Genomic DNA, 19,081 nt, shown 5'->3' with positions numbered 1-19,081 from the left:
AAGTTCTCAAAAGTATGCTGATTATACCTGATTCAGTCCATTTGTCAGACTTTTCTATGCAGCTTCATTTCAGAAACCCGCACATCACCCACCAACCCGGAAGAATCACCGGGTTATTGGTTTTTTTCTCCGTTTCTATTTTTCTACTCACAGCCTGTGCAGCCCAAACCACGACCGGCCAGGCCACCATAAAGATCAATCTGAAGGTGGACGGCAGTTCCACCCAGCTTCAGGTTCCGCCCGGATCCTCCGTGCAATATGCCCTGGATTTTTCCAAGGTCGTCCTGGGTGAACTGGACCGCGTCGACCCGCCCTCCTATACCATCCTGGCCAACGGCAACACCATCCAGGTGACGCGCGTGCGCGAAGAATTCGAGATTCAGGAAGCCACCATTCCGTTCGAACGCCAGACGGTGCGGAATGAATCGCTGCCCGAAGGACAGACCCGCCTGATCCAGGCCGGCGGCAACGGATCGCAGCAAACGACCTACCGCATCCTTTACGAGGATGACAAAGAGGTGTCAAGGTCGGTTTTCAAAATCGACACCCTGGTGGAAGCCCAGCCGGAAATATTAATGGTTGGAGTCCAGACGCCTTTCAGCCCCACACCGATTCCAGGCCGGTTGGTTTATCTCACCGGTGGAAATGCCTGGGTGATGGAAGAAACGACCGGCAACCGTCGTCCACTCGTAACCACCGGGGACTTGGACGGCCGGATCTTCAGCCTGTCGCAAGATTCCTCCTGGCTGCTGTTTACGCGAAAAGCTGCGCAAGATTCATCCGACATCAATTCACTCTGGGCCATCAACCTTGACCAGGATGGCGCCCGGCCTTTGAACCTGAAGGTAAAGAACGTCATTCATTTTGCCGATTGGGTCCCTGGCGACGGTTTGACAATCGTTTATTCGACGGTCGAGCCGCGTTCGGCCGCGCCAGGCTGGCAGGCCAACAATGATTTAAACGAACTGACTTTCGGATCCGGCGGTACGATCGTTCGCCAGGAGAAAATCCTGGATGCCAGTTCCGGCGGCATATACGGCTGGTGGGGAACGACTTATGCATGGTCGCCGGATGGTGAAGCATTGGCTTACGCGCGTCCGGATGGCATCGGGCTGGTGGATCTGGAGAAGAAGGCCTTATCGCCGTTGACCGATCTCATTCCATACCAGACCGGCAGCGATTGGGCCTGGGTCCCGGGATTGGGTTGGGCGGGTGACCATAGCGTGCTCTACACCACCCTGCACGCCCCGATGTCCGGTCTCACGAATAACGAAGCTTCGCCATTGTTCAACGTCGCCGGTATTCTGACGGGCCAGTCCGATGAGACGCTGACACTGGTCAACCAGAGTGGCATGTTCGCCTATCCGGAACCATCGCCGCAATCGGAAACCGGCGATTTTAAGGTCGCCTATCTACAGTCCATCTTCAAAGATCAGAGCCAAACCAGCAATTATCGGGTCATGGTCATGGATCAGGATGGGTCGAACCAGCGCGATCTCTTCCCGGCCCAGGGTTCACCGGGAATTCAGCCTCAGAAAGTTACCTGGTCACCGGAGCCCATGGACGATGCGTTATGGTTGGCGGTGGTTTACCAGAACAACCTCTATCTCGTTAATTCATCGAATGGTCAGAGCCAGCAGATTACTGGCGATGGATTGATCACCATGATCGATTGGCAATAATTCTTATACATGATTTGAGAGGACATTATGCGAATACTTATCACTGGAGCGGCCGGCTTTCTGGGTTCTCACCTGTGTGAGCGCATGTTGAACGAGGGGCACGAAGTCATCGGCATGGATAATTTCATCACGGGCAACCCGGATAACCTGGCGCACCTGGCCGGAAATCAAAACTTTACTTTCGTGCGCCATGATGTTGCCAATTTCATCTTCGTCCCGGGCGGCAAAGTGGACGCAGTGATGCACTTTGCCTCGCCAGCCAGCCCCAACCCCCTATCTCCGTATGGGTACACCAACCTGCCCATCCAGACCATGAAAGCCGGCGCGCTGGGCACTCACAATACGCTTGGCGTCGCCAAAGCCAACAACGCCCGTTTCCTGCTCGCTTCCACCAGTGAAATCTACGGCGACCCGCTCGAACACCCCCAGAAGGAAACCTATTGGGGGCATGTCGATCCCATCGGAGTTCGCTCAGTTTACGATGAAGCGAAACGCTTCGCCGAAGCCCTGACCATGGCTTATCACCGTTTCCACGGCGTGAACACGCGGATCGTGCGCATCTTCAATACCTACGGCCCGGGCATGCGCCTGGACGACGGCCGGGTGGTACCCAATTTGCTTCAGCAGGCCTTGCGGGGTGAGCCGCTGACGGTTTACGGCGACGGCAGTCAGACGCGCAGTTTTTGCTACGTCGATGACCTGGTCGAAGGCATTTATCGTTTATTGCTTTCGGACGAACACATGCCGGTGAATATCGGTAATCCGGCCGAAATTTCGATCCTGGAATTTGCGAACGTCATTAACCGCTTGACCAAGAACACCGCCGGAATCGATCGAAAAGCCGATCTACGCCTGGGAGACGATCCACAGCGCCGCCGCCCGGATATCACCCGCGCGAAATCCATCCTCAACTGGGAGCCAACGATCTCACTGGAAGAGGGAATTTCCCATTCGATTCCGTATTTTCGCTCTAAAATGGGTCTGGAATGATACTGATAAATCAAAAGGAACGCGTCCGTTTTTTCAAGTTCGCCATGGTCGGTGTCATCGGCGCGGTAATCGATTTTGGGATCTTCAACCTGCTTTCGGCAGCCTTCAACGTCCCGGCGGTCTGGGCCAGCACGACCTCCTTTATAGCCGCCGTGGGCAGCAATTTCCTGTGGAACCGCTACTGGACGTATCCGGACTCGCGCAGCAAAAAAATCAGCCACCAGTTGACACAATTCATCCTGGTAAGCCTGATCGGATTGGCTATACGAATTCTAATGGTCGCCTTGCTCGAAAAACCCTTCATCAATCTGGCCGATCGTTTTATCCCTGCATCCTTCTTCCTGACCCCGGTCACGGTCGGACACAACCTGCTGCTTGCCCTCGCAGTTCTGGTGGTCATGATGTGGAATTTCATCGCCAACCGCTATTGGACCTATAACGACGTGAGCTGAACCCATATGAATAATCCGTCGAATCTTCCTGAACTGCCGCTCGAACCCGAACCCATCACCAGTGTTCGCTCATTGCGCGAATTGATCGACATTGTGACGGGACGAACCGCTGCGCAGGCACAGCCCCAGGAAGATTCCGGCCTGATGCTTGAACCGCTTCCTTTCCCGTTCATGGCCATCGTCGGACAATCGGAAATGAAGCTGGCCCTTTTGTTGACCCTGATCAATCCGGCGATCGGTGGAACGTTGCTCATCGGCCCGCGCGGCACCGGCAAGACAACCGCTGCGCGCAGTTTAATCGATCTGTTGCCGGATGTCGAACGTTCCAGTTGTTTCTATGGCTGTCTGCCGGAGGACCTGGAAACGGAAGGAATGGACGCCATCTGCCCGGATTGCGCCCAAAAAGTGGCCCAGGGGTTACCGTTGACCTATACGGATCACGTCCGCCTGGTGGAGCTGCCCCTGAACTCCCGCCTCGAGGATGCTATCGGCGGGATCGACGAACGCGCCGCTGCAAACGACCGGTTGCGCCTGAAACGCGGCATTCTAGCACACGCCGACCGGAACATCCTTTACGTCGATGAGGTCAATCTGCTCGCGGACAACATCGTGGACGCCATTTTGGATGCTGCGGCCATGGGCTATTACACCGTCCGGCGCGGCGCCGTGTCCGCCACCTACCGCTCCCGTTTCCGTCTCATCGGCTCGATGAACCCGGAAGAAGGCAACCTGCGCCCGCAGATCATGGATCGCTTTGGCCTGCGGGTCATCGTTCAGGGTCTGGATCAGGTCGAAGATCGTTGGGAGGCCTACCAGCGGGTTATGAGACACCGTGAAAACCCGCGCCTGTATTGCGAACAATTTTCAGAGATCACTGAACTGGCGAAAGATGAAATCAACTCTGCCATCCAAATGCTCCCGAATGTCAAATTACCGGATGAGGTGGCACAAATTGGAATTCGCCTGATCCAGGCGCTGAAGATCGATTCGCTGCGGGCGGAGATTACCCTTTTCGAAGCCGCGCGCGCCTATGCCGCTGCCGACAGCCGGCTCGAAATTACCCGGGACGATCTTCATTCGGTCGCGCCCATGGCGCTTCGAATGCGCCATTCGACTTTCATCTCCTCGTACATTGAGGAGAAAAGTCGTGAAGAAGATGAGATTTCGACTTTATTGGCATTATTAACGGAAAAAATCACAAAGGATGGCAATCCACCGGATGATGAAGACATTACACTCCTTGAAGAGTGATCGTTTGACCCACCGCGAGCGCCTGGAAAGCGTGCTTTCCAACCAGCTGCCGGATCGAATTCCGGTCGCACTATGGCGCCATTTTCCGGTTGACGATCAGGATCCGGGGCGGCTGGCCGCCGCGACCGCGGCGTATCAGCAGCAGTTCGATTTTGACCTGATCAAAGTCACACCCGGCTCATCTTTCAGCGTGCGCGATTGGGGCGTCACCGACGAATGGCGCGGGGATCCGGAAGGGACCCGTGATTATGTCGGCCATCCGATCCAGCATCCGGAGGAATGGACGCAATTGCAGGTTCTTGACCCGCATAGAGGGACCCTGGGGGACCAGTTGGAATGCCTGAAATTGCTGGTGAGCGAGTTTTCACCGCGCACACCCATCCTGCAAACCATATTCAATCCATTATCCCACGCCAAACATCTGGTCGGCAGAGATATGCTGCTCGTTCATATGCGCCGATATCCGGATGCTGTAAAAAAAGGGCTGGAAACGATCACGCAAACCACACTTGACTTCATCCAGGCCGCCAGGGAACTCGGCATCGACGGTTTGTTTTACGCCGTTCAGCATGCTCAGTACGATTTACTCTCGGAACAGGAATTTCAGGAATTCTCGCGGCCATTTGACTTAGAAATTCTCAGAAACGCCGGCCCCTTCTGGTTGAACATGCTGCACCTGCACGGCGAAGATGTGATGTTCGATCAGGTCGCCGATTATCCGGTTCAGGTGATCAACTGGCACGACCGTTCGACGCCCCCTGACCTGGCCGGAGGCCTGAAACGCTTCCCCGGCGTGGTATGCGGCGGATTGAGGCGCATCGAAAGCATGGTTCTGGGCACTCCGGCCGAGATCCAGGCCGAAGCTCTGGATGCCATCCGGCAGACCGGCGGCAAGCGTTTCATTTTAGGAACGGGTTGTGTTGTACCCACCACCGCGCCGTTTGGAAACCTGATGGCTGCGCGCAGGATCGTCGAGGGAGAGAATCAATGAGCACACCCCGCGTCATCGCCGGCAAAGCGCGCGGCATCCGGCTTCAGGACGTGCCCGGCGACATCACCCGCCCAATCACGGACATGGTCAAAGGAGCCCTGTTCAATATTCTGGGCACCGAAACTGAACAAACCACCTGGCTGGACCTCTTCGGGGGCACCGGCAGCGTGGGCATCGAAGCCCTAAGCCGGGGCGCCAGTTTTGTGCGTTTCATCGACCTAAACCGCCCGGCGATCAACACCATACGAGCCAATCTTGAAAAAACGAAGCTTTCCAACGACGCCGAGGTCATTCAAAGCGACGCTTTTACACTCCTGAACCGGCGTCCGGACCGGACCTTCGATTTTATTTTCATCGCACCGCCCCAGTATAAGAATTTGTGGCTGCAAGCCATGCAATCGCTGGATGCCAATCCAGGCTGGCTGCAGGCGGATACTTGGGTCATCGTCCAGATCGATCCGATCGAATACCAGAAACTCACCCTGAATAATCTGGTGGAATTCGAACAGCGTAAATATGGCAACACATTGCTCGTATTCTACGAGCGCCCGCGATAGATTGCAATCTCAATCCGAGAAGACGACCTGCAGGCGTTCCTGCTCGTCGTAGTAGGAACGGGCTGAAAAAGGATTCTCGCCAGGCCGGATCGAAAGCACGCGCGGGAGAAGGCTGCGCAAATCCTCCACCAGGGGCATTCCCGCCAGACGATCGGGCGAATGCCATTCCAGGCTGCCTTCGGGTGATTCCTTCAACTCTCCGCCGGCATATTCCGCCCGGAAGATATAGATGCCAATTCCCAGGCCCGGCGAAGCGTCCACGATCAACGTCCCGCACAGGCGCAGCTTCCTGACCCGCAATCCGGTTTCTTCCAACAGTTCCCGCCGCGCCGCGCTGATCGCGTCCTCGCCCTGCTCGATGTGCCCGCCGACGCCGTTGTACCGACCGGCCCAGATCCGTTTCGTGGCAGCCCCTTTGATCAGCAACACATCGCTTCCGCGGGTCACGAAAATCAACGTTCTGGGAATGATCTGGTAGCGCTTCTGATCGATACCCTGATCGCCTTTTGGCATCCACCACCTCAAAAAAGCGGCTCCTGCCAGAAATTCCCGGCAGGAGCCGAATATTCGAAAGATTTCCTAACTTAAGAACATGGGCACGCCCATGAAATCTCGCACCTTCGGACGGTAATATTCAATGTCATAGAAACTGGGGACATCGACGCGTTTCTTGCCGGCCAGGACCATTTCGACCGGGACCGTGGCGTACTTTCCGCCGTGCAATGCGACCATTTTTCCGGTCTCGTTGCGACGAATTAACTGGATGGCCAGGTTTCCATAAGACATGGCCACCATGCGATCCAAAGAATCCGGCGCGCCGGAACGCATCAAATATCCCAACTGCTGGTACATGATATTCTGGCCGGTGATGCGCTTGATCTCGGCTGCAGCCATCTCTCCAACCCCGCCCAGCTTGCGATGGCCGTAGGCGTCGGCTTCACCCGTTTCGACGATCTCACCGCCCTCCATGATCGCGCCTTCTGAAATCGTCATGATGGCGTAATTGGAGGGATTATTGCGCTTATCTTCCATCAAGAATTTCGCCAGGCGGTTGATGTCGAAAGGCACTTCGGAGATGATAGCCCGGTCCACGTAGGACAGATAGGCGCTGATCAGGCTGGTCTCGCCCGAATTGCGGCCAAATAGCTCCACCACGCCAATGCGCTCGTGTGAGCCGACGGATGTACGCATGTTGGTGATGAACTCAACGCTGCGCGTGACAGCGGTCGAGAAGCCGATGCAATAATCCGTCCCGAAGACGTCATTGTCCATTGTCTTCGGTATGGCCACCACCGGGAAGCCTTCTTTGTGCAGGCGGACCCCAAAGCTCAGCGTATCGTCGCCGCCGATTGGAACCATCACATCAATACCCAGGTGGCTGAGTACGTTCAGACAGTAATCGGTATAATCCATCACCCCGTCATCGCGCTGCTTGCCCCATTTCGAATTGCGCAGGAAATCAGGAATGGCGGTGCTGGCTACTTTTTGCGGATTGGTACGGGATGTGTGCAGGAAGGTGCCCCCGGTGCGGTCGATGGTGCGCACGTCGTCCCGGGTCAGGTACCGGACATAGTAATCGTGAGTCGACGGCTCATCCAGATTATATTGAAGCAGGCCCATCCAACCCCGGCGGATACCAATTACCCTGTACCCTTGCTCCAATGCGCCCATCACAACGGCTTTGATCGCAGGATTCAGGCCTGGAACATCACCCCCACCGGTTAATATTCCAATCGTCTTTGTCATGCACTCCTCCTACACCTACATGCTCTAGGATTACTCCTCTGATGCCGAAGTTTCCAAAGGAATTTGGAATGAAATCCGGCTGCCTTTACCGACGGAAGAATCGACCTCGAGATAACCACCCAACATTTCCACGCGCTCGCGGATCAATTTAACGCTCATATCCGTTCCTTCTGGCATGGCTTCAGGGTCGAAGCCTTTGCCGTTGTCCGAAACGGACATCCGGACAAGCGTGTCTTCCAGGCTGAGTTGGAGATTTACCTGCACTTTAGCCGGGTTGTCCAGGTTGAAACGAGCCACATTCGCCAGCAGTTCCTGGGCGGCCCGAAAAAGCATCACCTCGACATACGGAGCCAGTCGTTTTTCGCCGCCTTTGACTGACAGAACCACATCGATATTGGACTGCTGCTCCTTGAAGGTCTCGACGTGCCGTTTCAACGTCGGAACCAACCCCAGATCGTCCAGCATCATCGGGCGCAATTCGGAAATGAACAATCTCACCTTCTGAAAAGTCGACATGGCCGAAGCCTTCAGGTTGGCCAATTCTTCCTTGGCTTTCTCCGGATCCATCTCGAAAAAGCGTGAAGCGATTTCAGCCTGAACGATGAAATTCGAAAGCGCCTGGGCGGGACCATCATGCATCTGGCGGGAAAGGCGTAAGCGTTCCGATTCTTGCGCGTTGATCAACATTTCAAGCATCGCCATCCGGCGGGAGTTGCGCCCCCGGCGGGGTGGTTCGTGATCTTCGGAGAGAAAATGGTCCGCCCGTTCCAGGGCTTCGATATACCGTTTGATATTGCTTTGGTCAGATTGCAATTTCTCGATTTGCCCACGCAACAAGAGCAAGCGCTGCTGGGTTTCCATGGCCGCGCTGTAAGCGTTCTTAACATCCGCTGGTGAGATCGAGTTCAATTGCGCCTGTACCTGTTGCAGGTGGGCCGACATGGCCGCGTTGCGTTGGGTCAGGCGGTTCAACTCACCCTGGCTCTGATCCAGCGTCGTGTTCAGATCCTTCAGCGAGCGTTGCGCCTTGTCGAGCTCGACCGATATATCGTGCTGGTAGGTTTCCCAGACATTATCCACTTCCTGTTTCATGACCATAAAAACCCTCTCCTGAATGGCAGTAAGCCAGATGCAGCATTGATGGCAATCAATCGTATTATTTTAGCATAACCTGAAAAGTACATCACTTTTCCTAAGGTGCGCGCCAGCGATAGACGGTCATATTCGTCCCCCCTTGCGCGGGCGAAAACAATCCCGTCGTCTGGTAGACGATCGGCTTGCCTTCGGGTAAATCAGCATACCAGTCCGGAAAAGTAACCAGGTAATCGACTCCCTTTGAATCCAGATATTCCGCCAGACTTGTTTCATCCCGCATAAAGGGCACCACTTCTGGCGTTACCAGGCCGGCCAGATCGATCATCCGCCGTCCAGAGAAGTATCCGACCGCGCCGATATCGTGCACAGCCAGCAGATCGTCCGGGGCCGTGTTCATTTGCAACCAGCGAGCGGTATCCACCATTTCCGATTCGATGATGGCCACGTCCGTTGCATAGGTTTTCAAACCCGTGACCAGGAATGCCAGCGCCACCAACGCAGTCGCGCTGATGCCGGCGAATCGGAATAATCGCTTCCAGCGCGCGTTGATTTTCATGATCCGATATATTTCCAGGCTTCCACCCAGTCCGAGAAGTAGGTAGACGGGCATGGCCGGGATCAAATACCGGCCATGCTGGTATTCGACCGGTAATCGATACGCATAAATGCCCGTATAACCAAGCCACCAAAGCATCATCGCGCCCAATTTCCAGTTCCGTTCCTTCAAAATATTCCAGAATTGAAAAATGAAACCCGGCACCAGCATTATTCCAACCCCCACCCACACCAGGCTGGCCATTTTGAAATAGCGCACGCTGAAGCTGGTTTGCCACAAGGCAGCGTATTCGGCCTGTTTGGCGTAGAAAGTAGTCGGCCAGAGCTTACCGGATAGCGCATAATTAAAGGCCAGGTAGCCCGCCAGGGGGATGGCGACTCCAACAGCCAGCCAGACAAACCTGCGCAAGCGCTGCTGCCACGATCCGCTTTGAAAAACCAGCATCATCCCGACCGGTCCAAACAATGTGATCGCATCCGGTCGGATCCAGACCGCCACCCCGACCAACAATCCCAGACCGAACGCCGGCAGGTTCGCTTTCCAGGCCAGGAAAAAGATCAGCAGAATTGCCGCGCAATACAAAGCTGTTTCCATGCCCGAGGCGGCCGCCCAGACCAAATGCCATTCCGTGACCAGCAACAGCGCCGCCGCAGGGATCTTGAGGTGCGTGGCTGGAACCATCACCTGGAACAATTTTTCTCCGATCAGCGCGATCGCTGCCAGGCAGGCAAAGCCCAACAAATAAGTCCAGATATAGACCCCCGCGCCGCCCAACCACTGCCCGACCGCCAACAGAATCGTCCATAAAGGAGAAGTCGATCCTGCCGAAGGAACGCCGGGAAGAAAGGCGAATTCACCATGCAGGGCCAGGTTTCGCGCATAGGTCTGGTGGATCCAGGCGTCGTCCAGCGGAAAGCCAATTCGATAGACCGTCTGGCTGGCCAGTAGACAGGCTGCCAGCTCCATCAGGGCTATTGTGGGGATCCACAGGTTGATTTTCTTCATGCTGGACATAGGACGTGGTTAAACCTTTATGGTCATGGTGAAATCCGGTAGATATTCATCGATCCGATTGCAGAGAGGAATTGGAAATTGGAATTCGCGGTTGCATGCCGGTACAGATCGTCCAATGCCGGGTTGTTCGAATCCAGGATGAGAATCTTTGCCCCGTACCTGCGTGCGGCTGCCAGGAGTTCTTCTTCCTCTCCGTCCGGGATGACAATTGACGATCGGCCGGTCGCCAGGAAGAAACCGGGCGGGTTATTGACCATGCACAATTCCGAATCGGCGATGCCCAGGGCGTTCAATTGCTCACCGGCCTGGCGGTAGGCCCGATCGCTGGCGTTCCAGAGGGGTCCATCCATTCCAGGCTGCGCGACCCGCATCCAGAATACGCCCGCGGTCAACAATGCCGCCAGCGCCACGGCGCCGCCGCTGAACACGCGCCAGGCTGTCCCACGCTGCCATCCGAATCGGGCAGCGCCGGCGTCGATCGCGGTTTCCAGGCCAATCGCGGCGCAGGCCCACCCCAGGGGTTGAAAGGCAGCCCCGCTGTGCAGGAATCCGCCCCGCCCACCGGAAAATGGGAAGACCACTGTCATAACGAGCAATGTCAACAGCCAGCCCAGGGCGCCCCAGCGTACGATCGTGCACTGGCGCTTCTTCCAGGCGCCGATCAAAATGAACGGCAACAGGAAAACCGATCCCTGAACCGCGAGCAGGTTTTTCAGGTTCAGGACCAATGCATTCCAGCGAGCTTTCAGAGCGGCTCCCCACCCGGCTGCCAGCCAGTTTTGGAAGGTCAGAGCGCCAGCCTGAAAAGTATAGGTCTGATCATAACTCGTCAACCACAATGTCCGCGAACCACCTGGCGAGAACAGTGTACCGGAGAGGGACAGGTTGCGCGTAAACCAGGCTCCCATGAGCAGGAGATAGCCCATCCCCAGCAGAATCACGCCAACACCAGCCCGCCGCCAGTTCAGACCCCGAGCGCGAGCCTCCTGTATCGTCTCGACCAGCCAGACCAATCCGGCCAGCCCCAGCCAGAGCGCGCCATCCGCGCGGGAGACATGCATCCAGCCTGCCAGCAGGCCCAGCAGGCCATACCGAATCCAGAAAAATCGATTTCTCCAGCGCTCATCGTTCAGGGAGAGGAGGATGAAGAACAGCGTTCCCCCGAGCATGTAGAGCACGAACGTCTCGGTCAGGGTCGTGAAAATAAGGTAAAAGCCGGGGAATACGGCCAACCAGCCGGCCAATCGAGCGCTGGCCGGCTTCGCGCCCAGGATGTTCGCCAGCCGATAGGTCAGCCAGGGGATCAAGGCCGCCAGGAGCAGGAACGGCCAGCGTGCGGCCAGAAATGTGCCGGCCCCGGTTATTTTCATACCCAGATATGCTAATATCGACGCCAAAGGCATCCAGTAGGTATGGGACGGGTGCGGAATGCCCGCGGGTTGGTCCAGATAATTCCACAGGAAAGGTTCATTGAAGCCCTGTCCATGAACCAGTTGCAACCCACCCGCGTCATAATATTCCGCGTCCATGTAGCCAGGGACGGTCTGAAAAATCGCCGCCAGGATCAAAACAGCCAGCGCCGCCAGGGTCAGGTGGGTAAACGGTTTTATCGCCGCTGCTTTGATTTGACTAACGCTCATACCGGATCACCTGCAAATCGTTATAGGTCCGTACATCCGTTTCCCGAAAACGTTCGCGTAACCAGATCAGAGATGGATGGTCTTCCTCCCCGGCCGTCCAGTATTCGTTGATGGCTTTATCGAATACGACATAATAGACCACCCGGGCATCTCCAACGGCTGTTTCGAGGTCCGCATCCGGGAAAATCTGCATCGCCTGTTGAGAGGCTGGCGCGTACGTATCGTTGGATGATCCGGGTTCATCTGCCAAAAAGTGCTGCGGGATGGCGGGCGTAAAATAATGGCTGGGGAAAAAACTCAATTTGTTGTCATGAACGATGACTTCACCAGGCGCCAGTCTTTGTTCCAGATCGAGGCTGGCGGCTTTGAACGGAGAACGCGGAAATTCGGCAAAGGAATAGAAAAAGGGCAGCGTCATTGCCGCTGCCAGGACGATCATCCCCCCGATCCACTTGCCGATGACCCCACGCCGGGCCGCCAGGGTCCCGGCCAGCCCATAAAACGCCATGGCTGACACAATGAACCCACGCGGTACAAATACCGGTCGCAGGATGTAAGAAAGCACAAATAAGAGGAGCGGCGGAACGAATGCCCAGAAGAGCAGGAAGGATGAATGCCCCGCGGATTTTCTGCCCCGCCATAACTCGAAAAGAACCAGGACGAAAATCTGCAGGCTGAAAATGGCGCCGACCGTCATCCAGACGCCGCTCAATGGCAAATTGATGAACCACATCAGCACGGCCTGGACGATTTCGACCAGACCGGGCCGCAGGGTCCAGAACGCCTGTTGCACTTTCGCGATCTGCCCCGGGATCAACCACAGCCAGGGTAGTGCCAACAATCCAATCCCAGCCTGCGCCAGGATCAATTGTTTTTGACGGCGCCAGTCGCGTTTGAACAACAGGAAAACGTTCGGCACGATCAGGCCAAAAATGGCCAGGTTATGGGTGTACATGGCGGCAACGCCGAATAAAACCGCGCCGGTCCACCAGCCCGGGCTGGCTTTGCGATTGATCTCCTCGACCTTCCAGGCTTTCACAAGGCAAAACGCGTAACCAAGCTGGCACAGTTCCAGCAGCGCGTACATGCGCAAATCCTGGGCATGATAGATCTGCATCGGCGAAACGGCCGCGAACAGAGCCGCCCACAATCCCGCTTTTTGGCCGGCCAGTTCGGATACCAAACCGTACAACAAAACGACGCTGATCAGGGTCAGGAGCACGCTCAACAGGCGTAAGAACCATAACTCCGGGCTGATTTGCAGCCAAAAATGAAGCAAGAAGTAATACAACGGCGGCATCGTATCCGCCGCCGTACCCTGCACGATTTCGGTCAAAGACCGTTCTGCCAAAAAGAAGCTGAAGGCGTCGTCATACTGGATGCTACGCTGCCCCAGGGCGATGCAGCGTAACGCCAATGCGAGTAATAGAATTCCCAGCAGAAAAACGTATTTTCGCCTCATGGTCAGGGCTATCGGGAGTCCAAAGATGCCATCCAGGATTTTTGCGGTCTCACCGCCCACCAGCGTACCCCATACAGGCCGATCAGCAGGAAGAGCGGTAGTGGGAAGAACAACAATGGGCTCTGGATGGGCTGGTATGCGCGCTCAAGCGTGTGCAAGAACACCAGCCAGATACCCACAAATACCACCACCAGCATGGCGATGATCAGCAGGCTGGCCGAGCGATGCCAGCGTTCATCCCACATGGCCAGCACCAGAATCAAAGCCGGGTACAAAACGATAAAATTACCCGGATCGGTCTGAATGCCGATCCATTGGCTTGCGACCAGGGTCAAACAGGCAGTCCAGAGGAATGCCCTGAAATCGCCGCGCAGCGACAGGTACCACTCCACCAGCAACACGACGATCAGGAAGATCGAGACGCCATTACCGATCTGCTTACCCACTCCGGGCATGTAAATCGAAAAAACGGCCGAAGGTGTGCCGGGCGGATTGTAACCCGGGTAGCGCATGACCTCACGTAAATTCTGCAGAATCCAATCCGGCATCAGCAACGCAGAAGCCGCGGAAAGTAAGAACAGGCTCCCAAACAGCCAGATCAGGATCTTCCAACGCCTGCGGGCAACCGCCCAGAAGACAACGAAAGCCAGTAAAACAACGACGACCTGAGGTTTGATCGTCGAGAACGCCAGCAAAACGCCGGCCAGTTCGTCCGCGCCTGACCGAATGGACAGCAGCGCCCCAACCAGCAGCAGCGACACCAAAACCACGGCATTGCCCAGGATGAGCGCTCTCAAACCATGGTACCAGAACAGGGAGAACAACAATAAAACCAGCAAAACAAGGGGTGTTGGTTTCCAACGCGTCAATCTCAACGAAAGAAAACTCAACGCAACCAGACCAATTTCCAGCACCGTCATCCAGACCGCCCGCGCCATGGTGAAATCCTTGATCAACGCAAACGGCAGAAAAATGACGATCGAATACAATGGATAGGCCACGCGCAGTTCATGCTCGCCCGCCTGGGCCGGCCGGCCGTACACCATATTCTGAATTCGCAGCGCCACTTCATCCGAATAAGGGCTGAGCCCCTCGGTGATGAAAGAACGGGTGCCCATCCAGTGCACCAGAAAATCATTGCCGCCCGGATTCAGGGAAGCATAATGATAATTTCCGACGGTCAGCAGCACCGCGACTGCCACGATTGCGACCGTCGCAAGAATCCAGATCCAGGATGTATTTCGCCTTCTAAACAATCTAACCTCCGGTGGAAGCAGACCGGGCAAACCCCGTCTGCTGGATGATGGCATTGATAAAAGGGAATATTGGGATGTGAATGATTATAAATCCATATCTTCGATCGGTCGTTCAGTATTGAGCTGGCCGACGAAGAGAACCGCGGCCAGGATCAGTAACAGTGTTCGTGTGAGAACCGTCACCGGCAGCAAGGAAAACAATCCACGGGACAGCAAGACCGGCCATTCCAACACGTTGATCAGCGCGAAGGTCGCGCTCAATAAGGCTGCGTTCCGTTTTTCCAGGCCGAGCAGAAAAATAGGGATCAAATATGCCACCCATTGAACGCTCCAGCCTGCCGACCACAGGAAGAACAGGCACATCGCCAGGCCGGTCGCTGCCAGAGGGCGGTGCAAAGAAGGCTTTGACCGGAACAAAAAGAATAATCCCAACCCGACAAAAATGGGCAGGGTCATCCAGGGCGAGATTCGCGCCGGATCGCCCACCGGGCGGCTGGCCAATGCCGGATCCAGGCGTTGAACAAGATCGCCAAAGTTGCCGGTCGACCGGTTGCCGTCGATCAACGCCCAGACCGTCTCCCATGATCCCTTGCTGGATTGCGAGATCAACGAAGCCCGCGTGTATTGGGGAGAAATCAACCAGAAGGCAAACAATCCGATCCCTAAAATTCCGATGGAAAAGATCGCCGCCCGGATCAGGCGCCTGAAGTCGCGTCCCCGCCATAATGCGGCCAGGCCAATCAACGGGAAAAACTTGACCAGCGCGCCGATTCCCCACAAAACGCCGGCCCGCGCCGGGCGATTCTCAACCGCATAGGTCAACCCGGCCAACAGGAAGAACACAGCCAGCGAATCGAAATACCACCACCCATAGGGAAGGGCAATCAAAATGATAAGATAAAAAAGGACTCGAAAACTCAGTTCTTCATCTTTCCAAAAATGGCCGGCCAGGCGCTGAAAGAAATACAGGTTCCCAGCATCCGCCAGGAGCAAAACGAAGATCAGCAAATATGTATAAACGTGCTGCTGCCCGCCCGAAATCCGGAACAAGGTCTCAGATAAGAAGGGAAACAGGGGCGGAAATTCGACCCAATAATTCAAATACGGCCAGCCCGGAATTTGGGCCACCGAAAAGAAAGTTACGAAATCGCCGTATCCGTGCAGCTCATCGAGCGGCAGCGCCAGGTAGAGCAGCACGCGTGCCAAGAGAAAAAGACCCAACAGGGTGGGCACATGGATCTTCTTCGTCATCGGGCAGGCTCCTTCCGGTAGATCACGGCGGTGGCATCCTGATAGACCAGCTTCCAACCTTCGCCGGCCAGTAAATTCGTCACCGGCTGATCCGGTTCCAACAGCACCGTCCTCACCTGCCATTTTTGCAGCACCTTCTGCCAGCCCGCGCCCGCCTGCGTCACTGTCAGCCATTCGTCGATGATCTCATCTCCGAACAGATCCGTGCGGCCGTCCAGGAAAACCGCTTTTTCAGGGTATGCCCAGGCCAGATAGCCGCCCCAGGCATAAGAATTGAACAGACTGCCCGCCTGAGGATTCTTTTGCAGCCATGCGACCGCATCCACAGGGAACAGGGTATGTTCGTAAGCGCTCACCAACTGGGGTTGGCTGACCACGAACAGTTTGATCAGGGCCACGAAACCGATCAAAGCCGCCAAAAATAGATTTAAACCCTTGCGAAATGCGGGTGCTACCGGCCGGTCGATCTTACTCAATGTTCTCCGTCCCGTCATTCCAGGGTGGGCCCCCTGGAAGGCCTGCCAGGCTTCCCAGGTATAGCGCGCGAGAATGGGGGCGGAAACCATCGCGAAGGGTCCAAAGTTCCGGCGCGCCATCAGACCGCCCGCGCCGAAGAGGACGACCGCCATCCAATCCGCGCCGTCGATGCGCCGGCCGGCCAGCGAAAAGATGCCAATAACCAGCAGCAGCATCCACAGGAAGGGTTGTTGCACCAGGTCGTGAAAATCAGGCGAAGCCCACTCCGGAATGGCCTTCTGTAGCACACCGACCCCAACGGTCTGGAAGGGAATCTTCCACATGGACAGGCCGTTCGGGTTGATCACCACCGCCAGCTCGCACAGGGCCAGAATGATCAGCAAATGGCGCAACCGCAACCAGCGTTCGCGCCAGCGGGTTTGGTTCCCATACAATCCATCCACCACTTCGCCGGCTGTCACCGCGCCGATCAGCAGTAATCCCAACGGATAACCCCCGTGCAGGTTTGACCACAAGACGAACACCGGCGGCAGCAGCCACAATCGGTCGATGCCCTTGCGCCGGTACTGATCCAGAATCAATCCGCAAACTGCCAGCAGGACCAACGACAGGATTTGCGGGCGCACGGTCCAGACCACTGCTGCGACCAGCGTCGCCAGCAGGATGATAAAAGCGCGCAGCAGCGCGGGCCCTTCCATCTGGCGGTACAAAATGGCCATGCTGGCGGCGGCGAAGAACGCAACTGCGGCGCATAATCCCAGGTAGCCGGCAGTCCGGAATAACAGCGCCATGCCAACCTCTGCCAGCCAGCTATGATTGATCCACGGGCTTCCGGCTCGCGTGTACGATAACGTGTCGGTCAACATCGGCTGGCCGTTTTGCAGGGTGGTTTCACCCGCCCTCAGATGCCACCACAGATCGGTATCCAGCGGGGTGCGAGCCGCCATCAAAAATACGAGCAGCAGGATCAACACCAGCACCAGCCGATCACTTTGATGCCGGCTCGCTGCCCCCCCTGGATTGGTTTTGTCGATCATGGCCTCGCGCTCCCCAAACCGATTTCCTGCGGCCGGACGGCCGTCGATAATGCGTAGAAGACTTCGAAATCCCCGATGGCCTGCTCCTTCCACGCGACGCCCAACCGTTCGAACTGCTGGCGCAGGTAGGCATCCAGCTCACCATTTCGCGCCGTCACGTACGCCACCCGGTCGGATTGCGCGACCCATCGGGTATACGGTTCATACCGGTCATCCCGGGGTGAATAACTCAGGTCCGGATGATAGGGCAAAGCCGGGACAAAGATCAGGCGCTCCTGAGAGCGGAAAGCCAGCGGATAGCTGACCCAGTAAGTGGAATAACCCCGCGTTTCGCCCTGTTGATCGAGGAACTCGATCAACTGCGGATAGGCGGAATGGTCGTACACTGTGGGCGTATAAAACTGGGTCGTCAAACCCGGCGGGTTGCGCAGGATGCACTCCACGGTTCCCCAGGCCTGAAAAATCAGGACAAGCCCGACGGCAACATATTTCCAGTGCGGTGAAACCTTCAACTTTACGAGCGCCGCCCCGGCCGCCAGCGCGCAAAGCCAGAAGACGGGCAAAAAATACCGTCCGGACGGGTCCACGCCAAAGGAAGTGAACAAAAAGCCCGCGCAGAAGGTCAGCAAAACGCCCAGAAGCAATCCATGTTCCAGTCTGTGAGCGCCGGTCCGCAATGGTTGGATCGAAAGAAAAAATACCGCCAGCCAGAAGATCAGCGCCACGGGCAGCAGCGGCAGCGCCAGCCAGCGCACTTCCCAGGGCGGGCGAAAGCCAAACGCGGCCGACCCACCCAGTACGAACAGGTTGAAAAGGTGCTGCCCGGTCCGCGCCAGCCAGGAACCCGTCTCGACGGCGACGTTGTTGCCCAGAAGTTCCGCAACCAACGAGGATGCGCCCTGTCGTAGGGCATATAGCCACCACGGCAAAGAACCCAGAAAGAAACCGGCGGCGGCGGCAGGAATACCCACCCAACGGGTGGGGCTTTTCGGTTTAACGGCCAGCAGCGTCGCCAGCACGCCGATGCCCATCGGGAGGCTGTAGATCAACGTCAGCCCGTTGGCCCACAATCCCAACCCCACCCAGAATCCGAACAACAATGCGTGCATCCCCGAACGTTTTGCCGGACCGGTCTGGATGTGTCTGATCCAGGCCAGGCCGCTGAGCAAGGTCAGATTGCCGATCAACAGCGCTTCGCCGTAGCCGCCCAGACTGGCGGTGGTATACAACGTCATATTTACCGGCGGGATGGTCAGCAGAATGGCAGCGACCATGCCGGCCTCCCAGGAGGCCAAAAAACGCTCCCCGATCAGCACGGTGGTCGCCAGGGTTCCAAGATAAAGGAAAACTTGAACCAAGCGGATCACCCAAATCTGGGATCCAAAAACCGCAAACCCGGCCGCGACCAGATAGGCATCCAGGCTGCCCATGTAGGCCTGCCCGTAGAAGAACGCCGGCCGCTCGCCCCCGTACAGGATATGGCGCGCCATCAGACCCACGATGGCCTCATCCCCGTTGAAGGGCACGGAATTTGCAAGCAGAATCCCCGCCTTCCAAAGCGCGGCGACGGTCAGGAGAATGATCAAAGAAAGTAGACGGAAACGGTGAGATCGCATAGAATGAT

The 19,081-nt window shown here is 56.4% G+C and carries 16 protein-coding genes; 6 read left to right on the top strand and 10 right to left on the bottom strand.

Translation table 11 applies throughout. The features are described from left to right. The first annotated feature begins 56 nt into the window (after positions 1 to 56). Genes LARV_RS12115 through rsmD form a run of 6 tightly spaced genes read left to right on the top strand, consistent with a single transcriptional unit; the run spans position 57 to position 5,923 of the window. The gene (locus LARV_RS12115) at positions 57 to 1,682 is read left to right on the top strand and encodes a G5 domain-containing protein (protein ID WP_075073879.1); all 1,626 of its coding nucleotides are present in this window, start codon (positions 57 to 59) and stop codon (positions 1,680 to 1,682) included. Positions 1,683 to 1,709: 27 nt separating this feature from the next. Next, complete coding sequence (locus LARV_RS12110; RefSeq protein WP_075073878.1) at positions 1,710 to 2,672, top strand: UDP-glucuronic acid decarboxylase family protein; 963 nt, start codon at positions 1,710 to 1,712, stop codon at positions 2,670 to 2,672. Next, positions 2,669 to 3,124 (top strand): GtrA family protein, encoded by a 456-nt coding sequence (locus LARV_RS12105; RefSeq protein WP_075073877.1) that lies wholly within the window; start codon positions 2,669 to 2,671, stop codon positions 3,122 to 3,124. Before LARV_RS12110 ends, LARV_RS12105 begins: the two co-directional genes overlap by 4 nt. A gap of 6 nt (positions 3,125 to 3,130) precedes the next feature. Continuing rightward, positions 3,131 to 4,375 (top strand): ATP-binding protein, encoded by a 1,245-nt coding sequence (locus LARV_RS12100; RefSeq protein WP_083522529.1) that lies wholly within the window; start codon positions 3,131 to 3,133, stop codon positions 4,373 to 4,375. Beyond that, positions 4,344 to 5,366 carry a uroporphyrinogen decarboxylase family protein gene (locus LARV_RS12095; protein WP_172797858.1) on the top strand — a complete coding sequence of 341 codons (1,023 nt, stop codon included), beginning with the start codon at positions 4,344 to 4,346 and terminating at the stop codon, positions 5,364 to 5,366. Before LARV_RS12100 ends, LARV_RS12095 begins: the two co-directional genes overlap by 32 nt. Continuing rightward, positions 5,363 to 5,923 carry a 16S rRNA (guanine(966)-N(2))-methyltransferase RsmD gene (gene rsmD, locus LARV_RS12090; protein ID WP_075073876.1) on the top strand — a complete coding sequence of 187 codons (561 nt, stop codon included), beginning with the start codon at positions 5,363 to 5,365 and terminating at the stop codon, positions 5,921 to 5,923. The genes LARV_RS12095 and rsmD overlap by 4 nt, the downstream gene beginning before the upstream one ends. Positions 5,924 to 5,932: 9 nt before the next feature. Here rsmD and LARV_RS12085 read toward each other — a convergent pair whose 3' ends face one another. The 10 genes from LARV_RS12085 to LARV_RS12040 all read right to left on the bottom strand — a co-directional run bounded on the left by LARV_RS12085 (position 5,933) and on the right by LARV_RS12040 (position 19,073). After that, entirely contained in the window at positions 5,933 to 6,436 is a 504-nt protein-coding gene (locus LARV_RS12085) for an NUDIX hydrolase (RefSeq protein ID WP_075073875.1), read from the bottom strand. Between the two features lie 66 nt (positions 6,437 to 6,502). Further along, positions 6,503 to 7,669, bottom strand: coding sequence for a 6-phosphofructokinase (locus LARV_RS12080; RefSeq protein WP_075073874.1), 1,167 nt, complete (start codon positions 7,667 to 7,669; stop codon positions 6,503 to 6,505). Between the two features lie 30 nt (positions 7,670 to 7,699). After that, on the bottom strand, positions 7,700 to 8,767 hold the full coding sequence (locus tag LARV_RS12075; RefSeq protein ID WP_075073873.1) for a sensor histidine kinase: 1,068 nt from the start codon (positions 8,765 to 8,767) through the stop codon (positions 7,700 to 7,702). Between the two features lie 94 nt (positions 8,768 to 8,861). After that, positions 8,862 to 10,334 (bottom strand): hypothetical protein, encoded by a 1,473-nt coding sequence (locus tag LARV_RS12070; protein WP_075073872.1) that lies wholly within the window; start codon positions 10,332 to 10,334, stop codon positions 8,862 to 8,864. A gap of 23 nt (positions 10,335 to 10,357) precedes the next feature. Beyond that, entirely contained in the window at positions 10,358 to 11,974 is a 1,617-nt protein-coding gene (locus LARV_RS12065; protein ID WP_075073871.1) for a glycosyltransferase family protein, read from the bottom strand. Then, complete coding sequence (locus LARV_RS12060; RefSeq protein WP_075073870.1) at positions 11,964 to 13,436, bottom strand: glycosyltransferase family 39 protein; 1,473 nt, start codon at positions 13,434 to 13,436, stop codon at positions 11,964 to 11,966. Before LARV_RS12060 ends, LARV_RS12065 begins: the two co-directional genes overlap by 11 nt. An 8-nt stretch (positions 13,437 to 13,444) precedes the next feature. Continuing rightward, positions 13,445 to 14,692: a glycosyltransferase family 87 protein gene (locus LARV_RS12055; protein WP_075073869.1), complete on the bottom strand. Its 1,248-nt coding sequence runs from the start codon at positions 14,690 to 14,692 to the stop codon at positions 13,445 to 13,447. Positions 14,693 to 14,776: 84 nt separating this feature from the next. Continuing rightward, positions 14,777 to 15,943: a glycosyltransferase family 87 protein gene (locus LARV_RS12050; RefSeq protein WP_075073868.1), complete on the bottom strand. Its 1,167-nt coding sequence runs from the start codon at positions 15,941 to 15,943 to the stop codon at positions 14,777 to 14,779. Then, complete coding sequence (locus LARV_RS20375; protein WP_075073867.1) at positions 15,940 to 17,457, bottom strand: hypothetical protein; 1,518 nt, start codon at positions 17,455 to 17,457, stop codon at positions 15,940 to 15,942. Before LARV_RS20375 ends, LARV_RS12050 begins: the two co-directional genes overlap by 4 nt. Continuing rightward, entirely contained in the window at positions 17,454 to 19,073 is a 1,620-nt protein-coding gene (locus tag LARV_RS12040) for an ArnT family glycosyltransferase (protein WP_152031783.1), read from the bottom strand. The genes LARV_RS20375 and LARV_RS12040 overlap by 4 nt, the downstream gene beginning before the upstream one ends. Positions 19,074 to 19,081 lie beyond the last annotated feature (8 nt).

It is taken from the genome of Longilinea arvoryzae, from assembly GCF_001050235.1.
GTDB classification, from domain to species: Bacteria; Chloroflexota; Anaerolineae; order Anaerolineales; family Anaerolineaceae; genus Longilinea; species Longilinea arvoryzae.
Note: the sequence above shows the minus strand (reverse complement) of the source record. Positions and strands in the feature narration are given on the sequence as shown.

Excerpts from the sequence above, each read along its gene's own strand:
- LARV_RS20375 (WP_075073867.1), bottom strand. The coding sequence starts at position 17,457 with ATGATCGACAAAACCAATCCAGGGGGGGCAGCGAGCCGGCATCAAAGT.
- LARV_RS12110 (WP_075073878.1), top strand. The coding sequence starts at position 1,710 with ATGCGAATACTTATCACTGGAGCGGCCGGCTTTCTGGGTTCTCACCTG.
- LARV_RS12050 (WP_075073868.1), bottom strand. The coding sequence starts at position 15,943 with ATGACGAAGAAGATCCATGTGCCCACCCTGTTGGGTCTTTTTCTCTTG.
- LARV_RS12075 (WP_075073873.1), bottom strand. The coding sequence starts at position 8,767 with ATGGTCATGAAACAGGAAGTGGATAATGTCTGGGAAACCTACCAGCAC.
- LARV_RS12085 (WP_075073875.1), bottom strand. The coding sequence starts at position 6,436 with ATGCCAAAAGGCGATCAGGGTATCGATCAGAAGCGCTACCAGATCATT.
- LARV_RS12080 (WP_075073874.1), bottom strand. The coding sequence starts at position 7,669 with ATGACAAAGACGATTGGAATATTAACCGGTGGGGGTGATGTTCCAGGC.
- LARV_RS12070 (WP_075073872.1), bottom strand. The coding sequence starts at position 10,334 with ATGTCCAGCATGAAGAAAATCAACCTGTGGATCCCCACAATAGCCCTG.
- LARV_RS12095 (WP_172797858.1), top strand. The coding sequence starts at position 4,344 with ATGATGAAGACATTACACTCCTTGAAGAGTGATCGTTTGACCCACCGC.
- LARV_RS12115 (WP_075073879.1), top strand. The coding sequence starts at position 57 with ATGCAGCTTCATTTCAGAAACCCGCACATCACCCACCAACCCGGAAGA.
- LARV_RS12105 (WP_075073877.1), top strand. The coding sequence starts at position 2,669 with ATGATACTGATAAATCAAAAGGAACGCGTCCGTTTTTTCAAGTTCGCC.
- LARV_RS12040 (WP_152031783.1), bottom strand. The coding sequence starts at position 19,073 with ATGCGATCTCACCGTTTCCGTCTACTTTCTTTGATCATTCTCCTGACC.
- rsmD (WP_075073876.1), top strand. The coding sequence starts at position 5,363 with ATGAGCACACCCCGCGTCATCGCCGGCAAAGCGCGCGGCATCCGGCTT.
- LARV_RS12065 (WP_075073871.1), bottom strand. The coding sequence starts at position 11,974 with ATGAGCGTTAGTCAAATCAAAGCAGCGGCGATAAAACCGTTTACCCAC.
- LARV_RS12100 (WP_083522529.1), top strand. The coding sequence starts at position 3,131 with ATGAATAATCCGTCGAATCTTCCTGAACTGCCGCTCGAACCCGAACCC.
- LARV_RS12060 (WP_075073870.1), bottom strand. The coding sequence starts at position 13,436 with ATGAGGCGAAAATACGTTTTTCTGCTGGGAATTCTATTACTCGCATTG.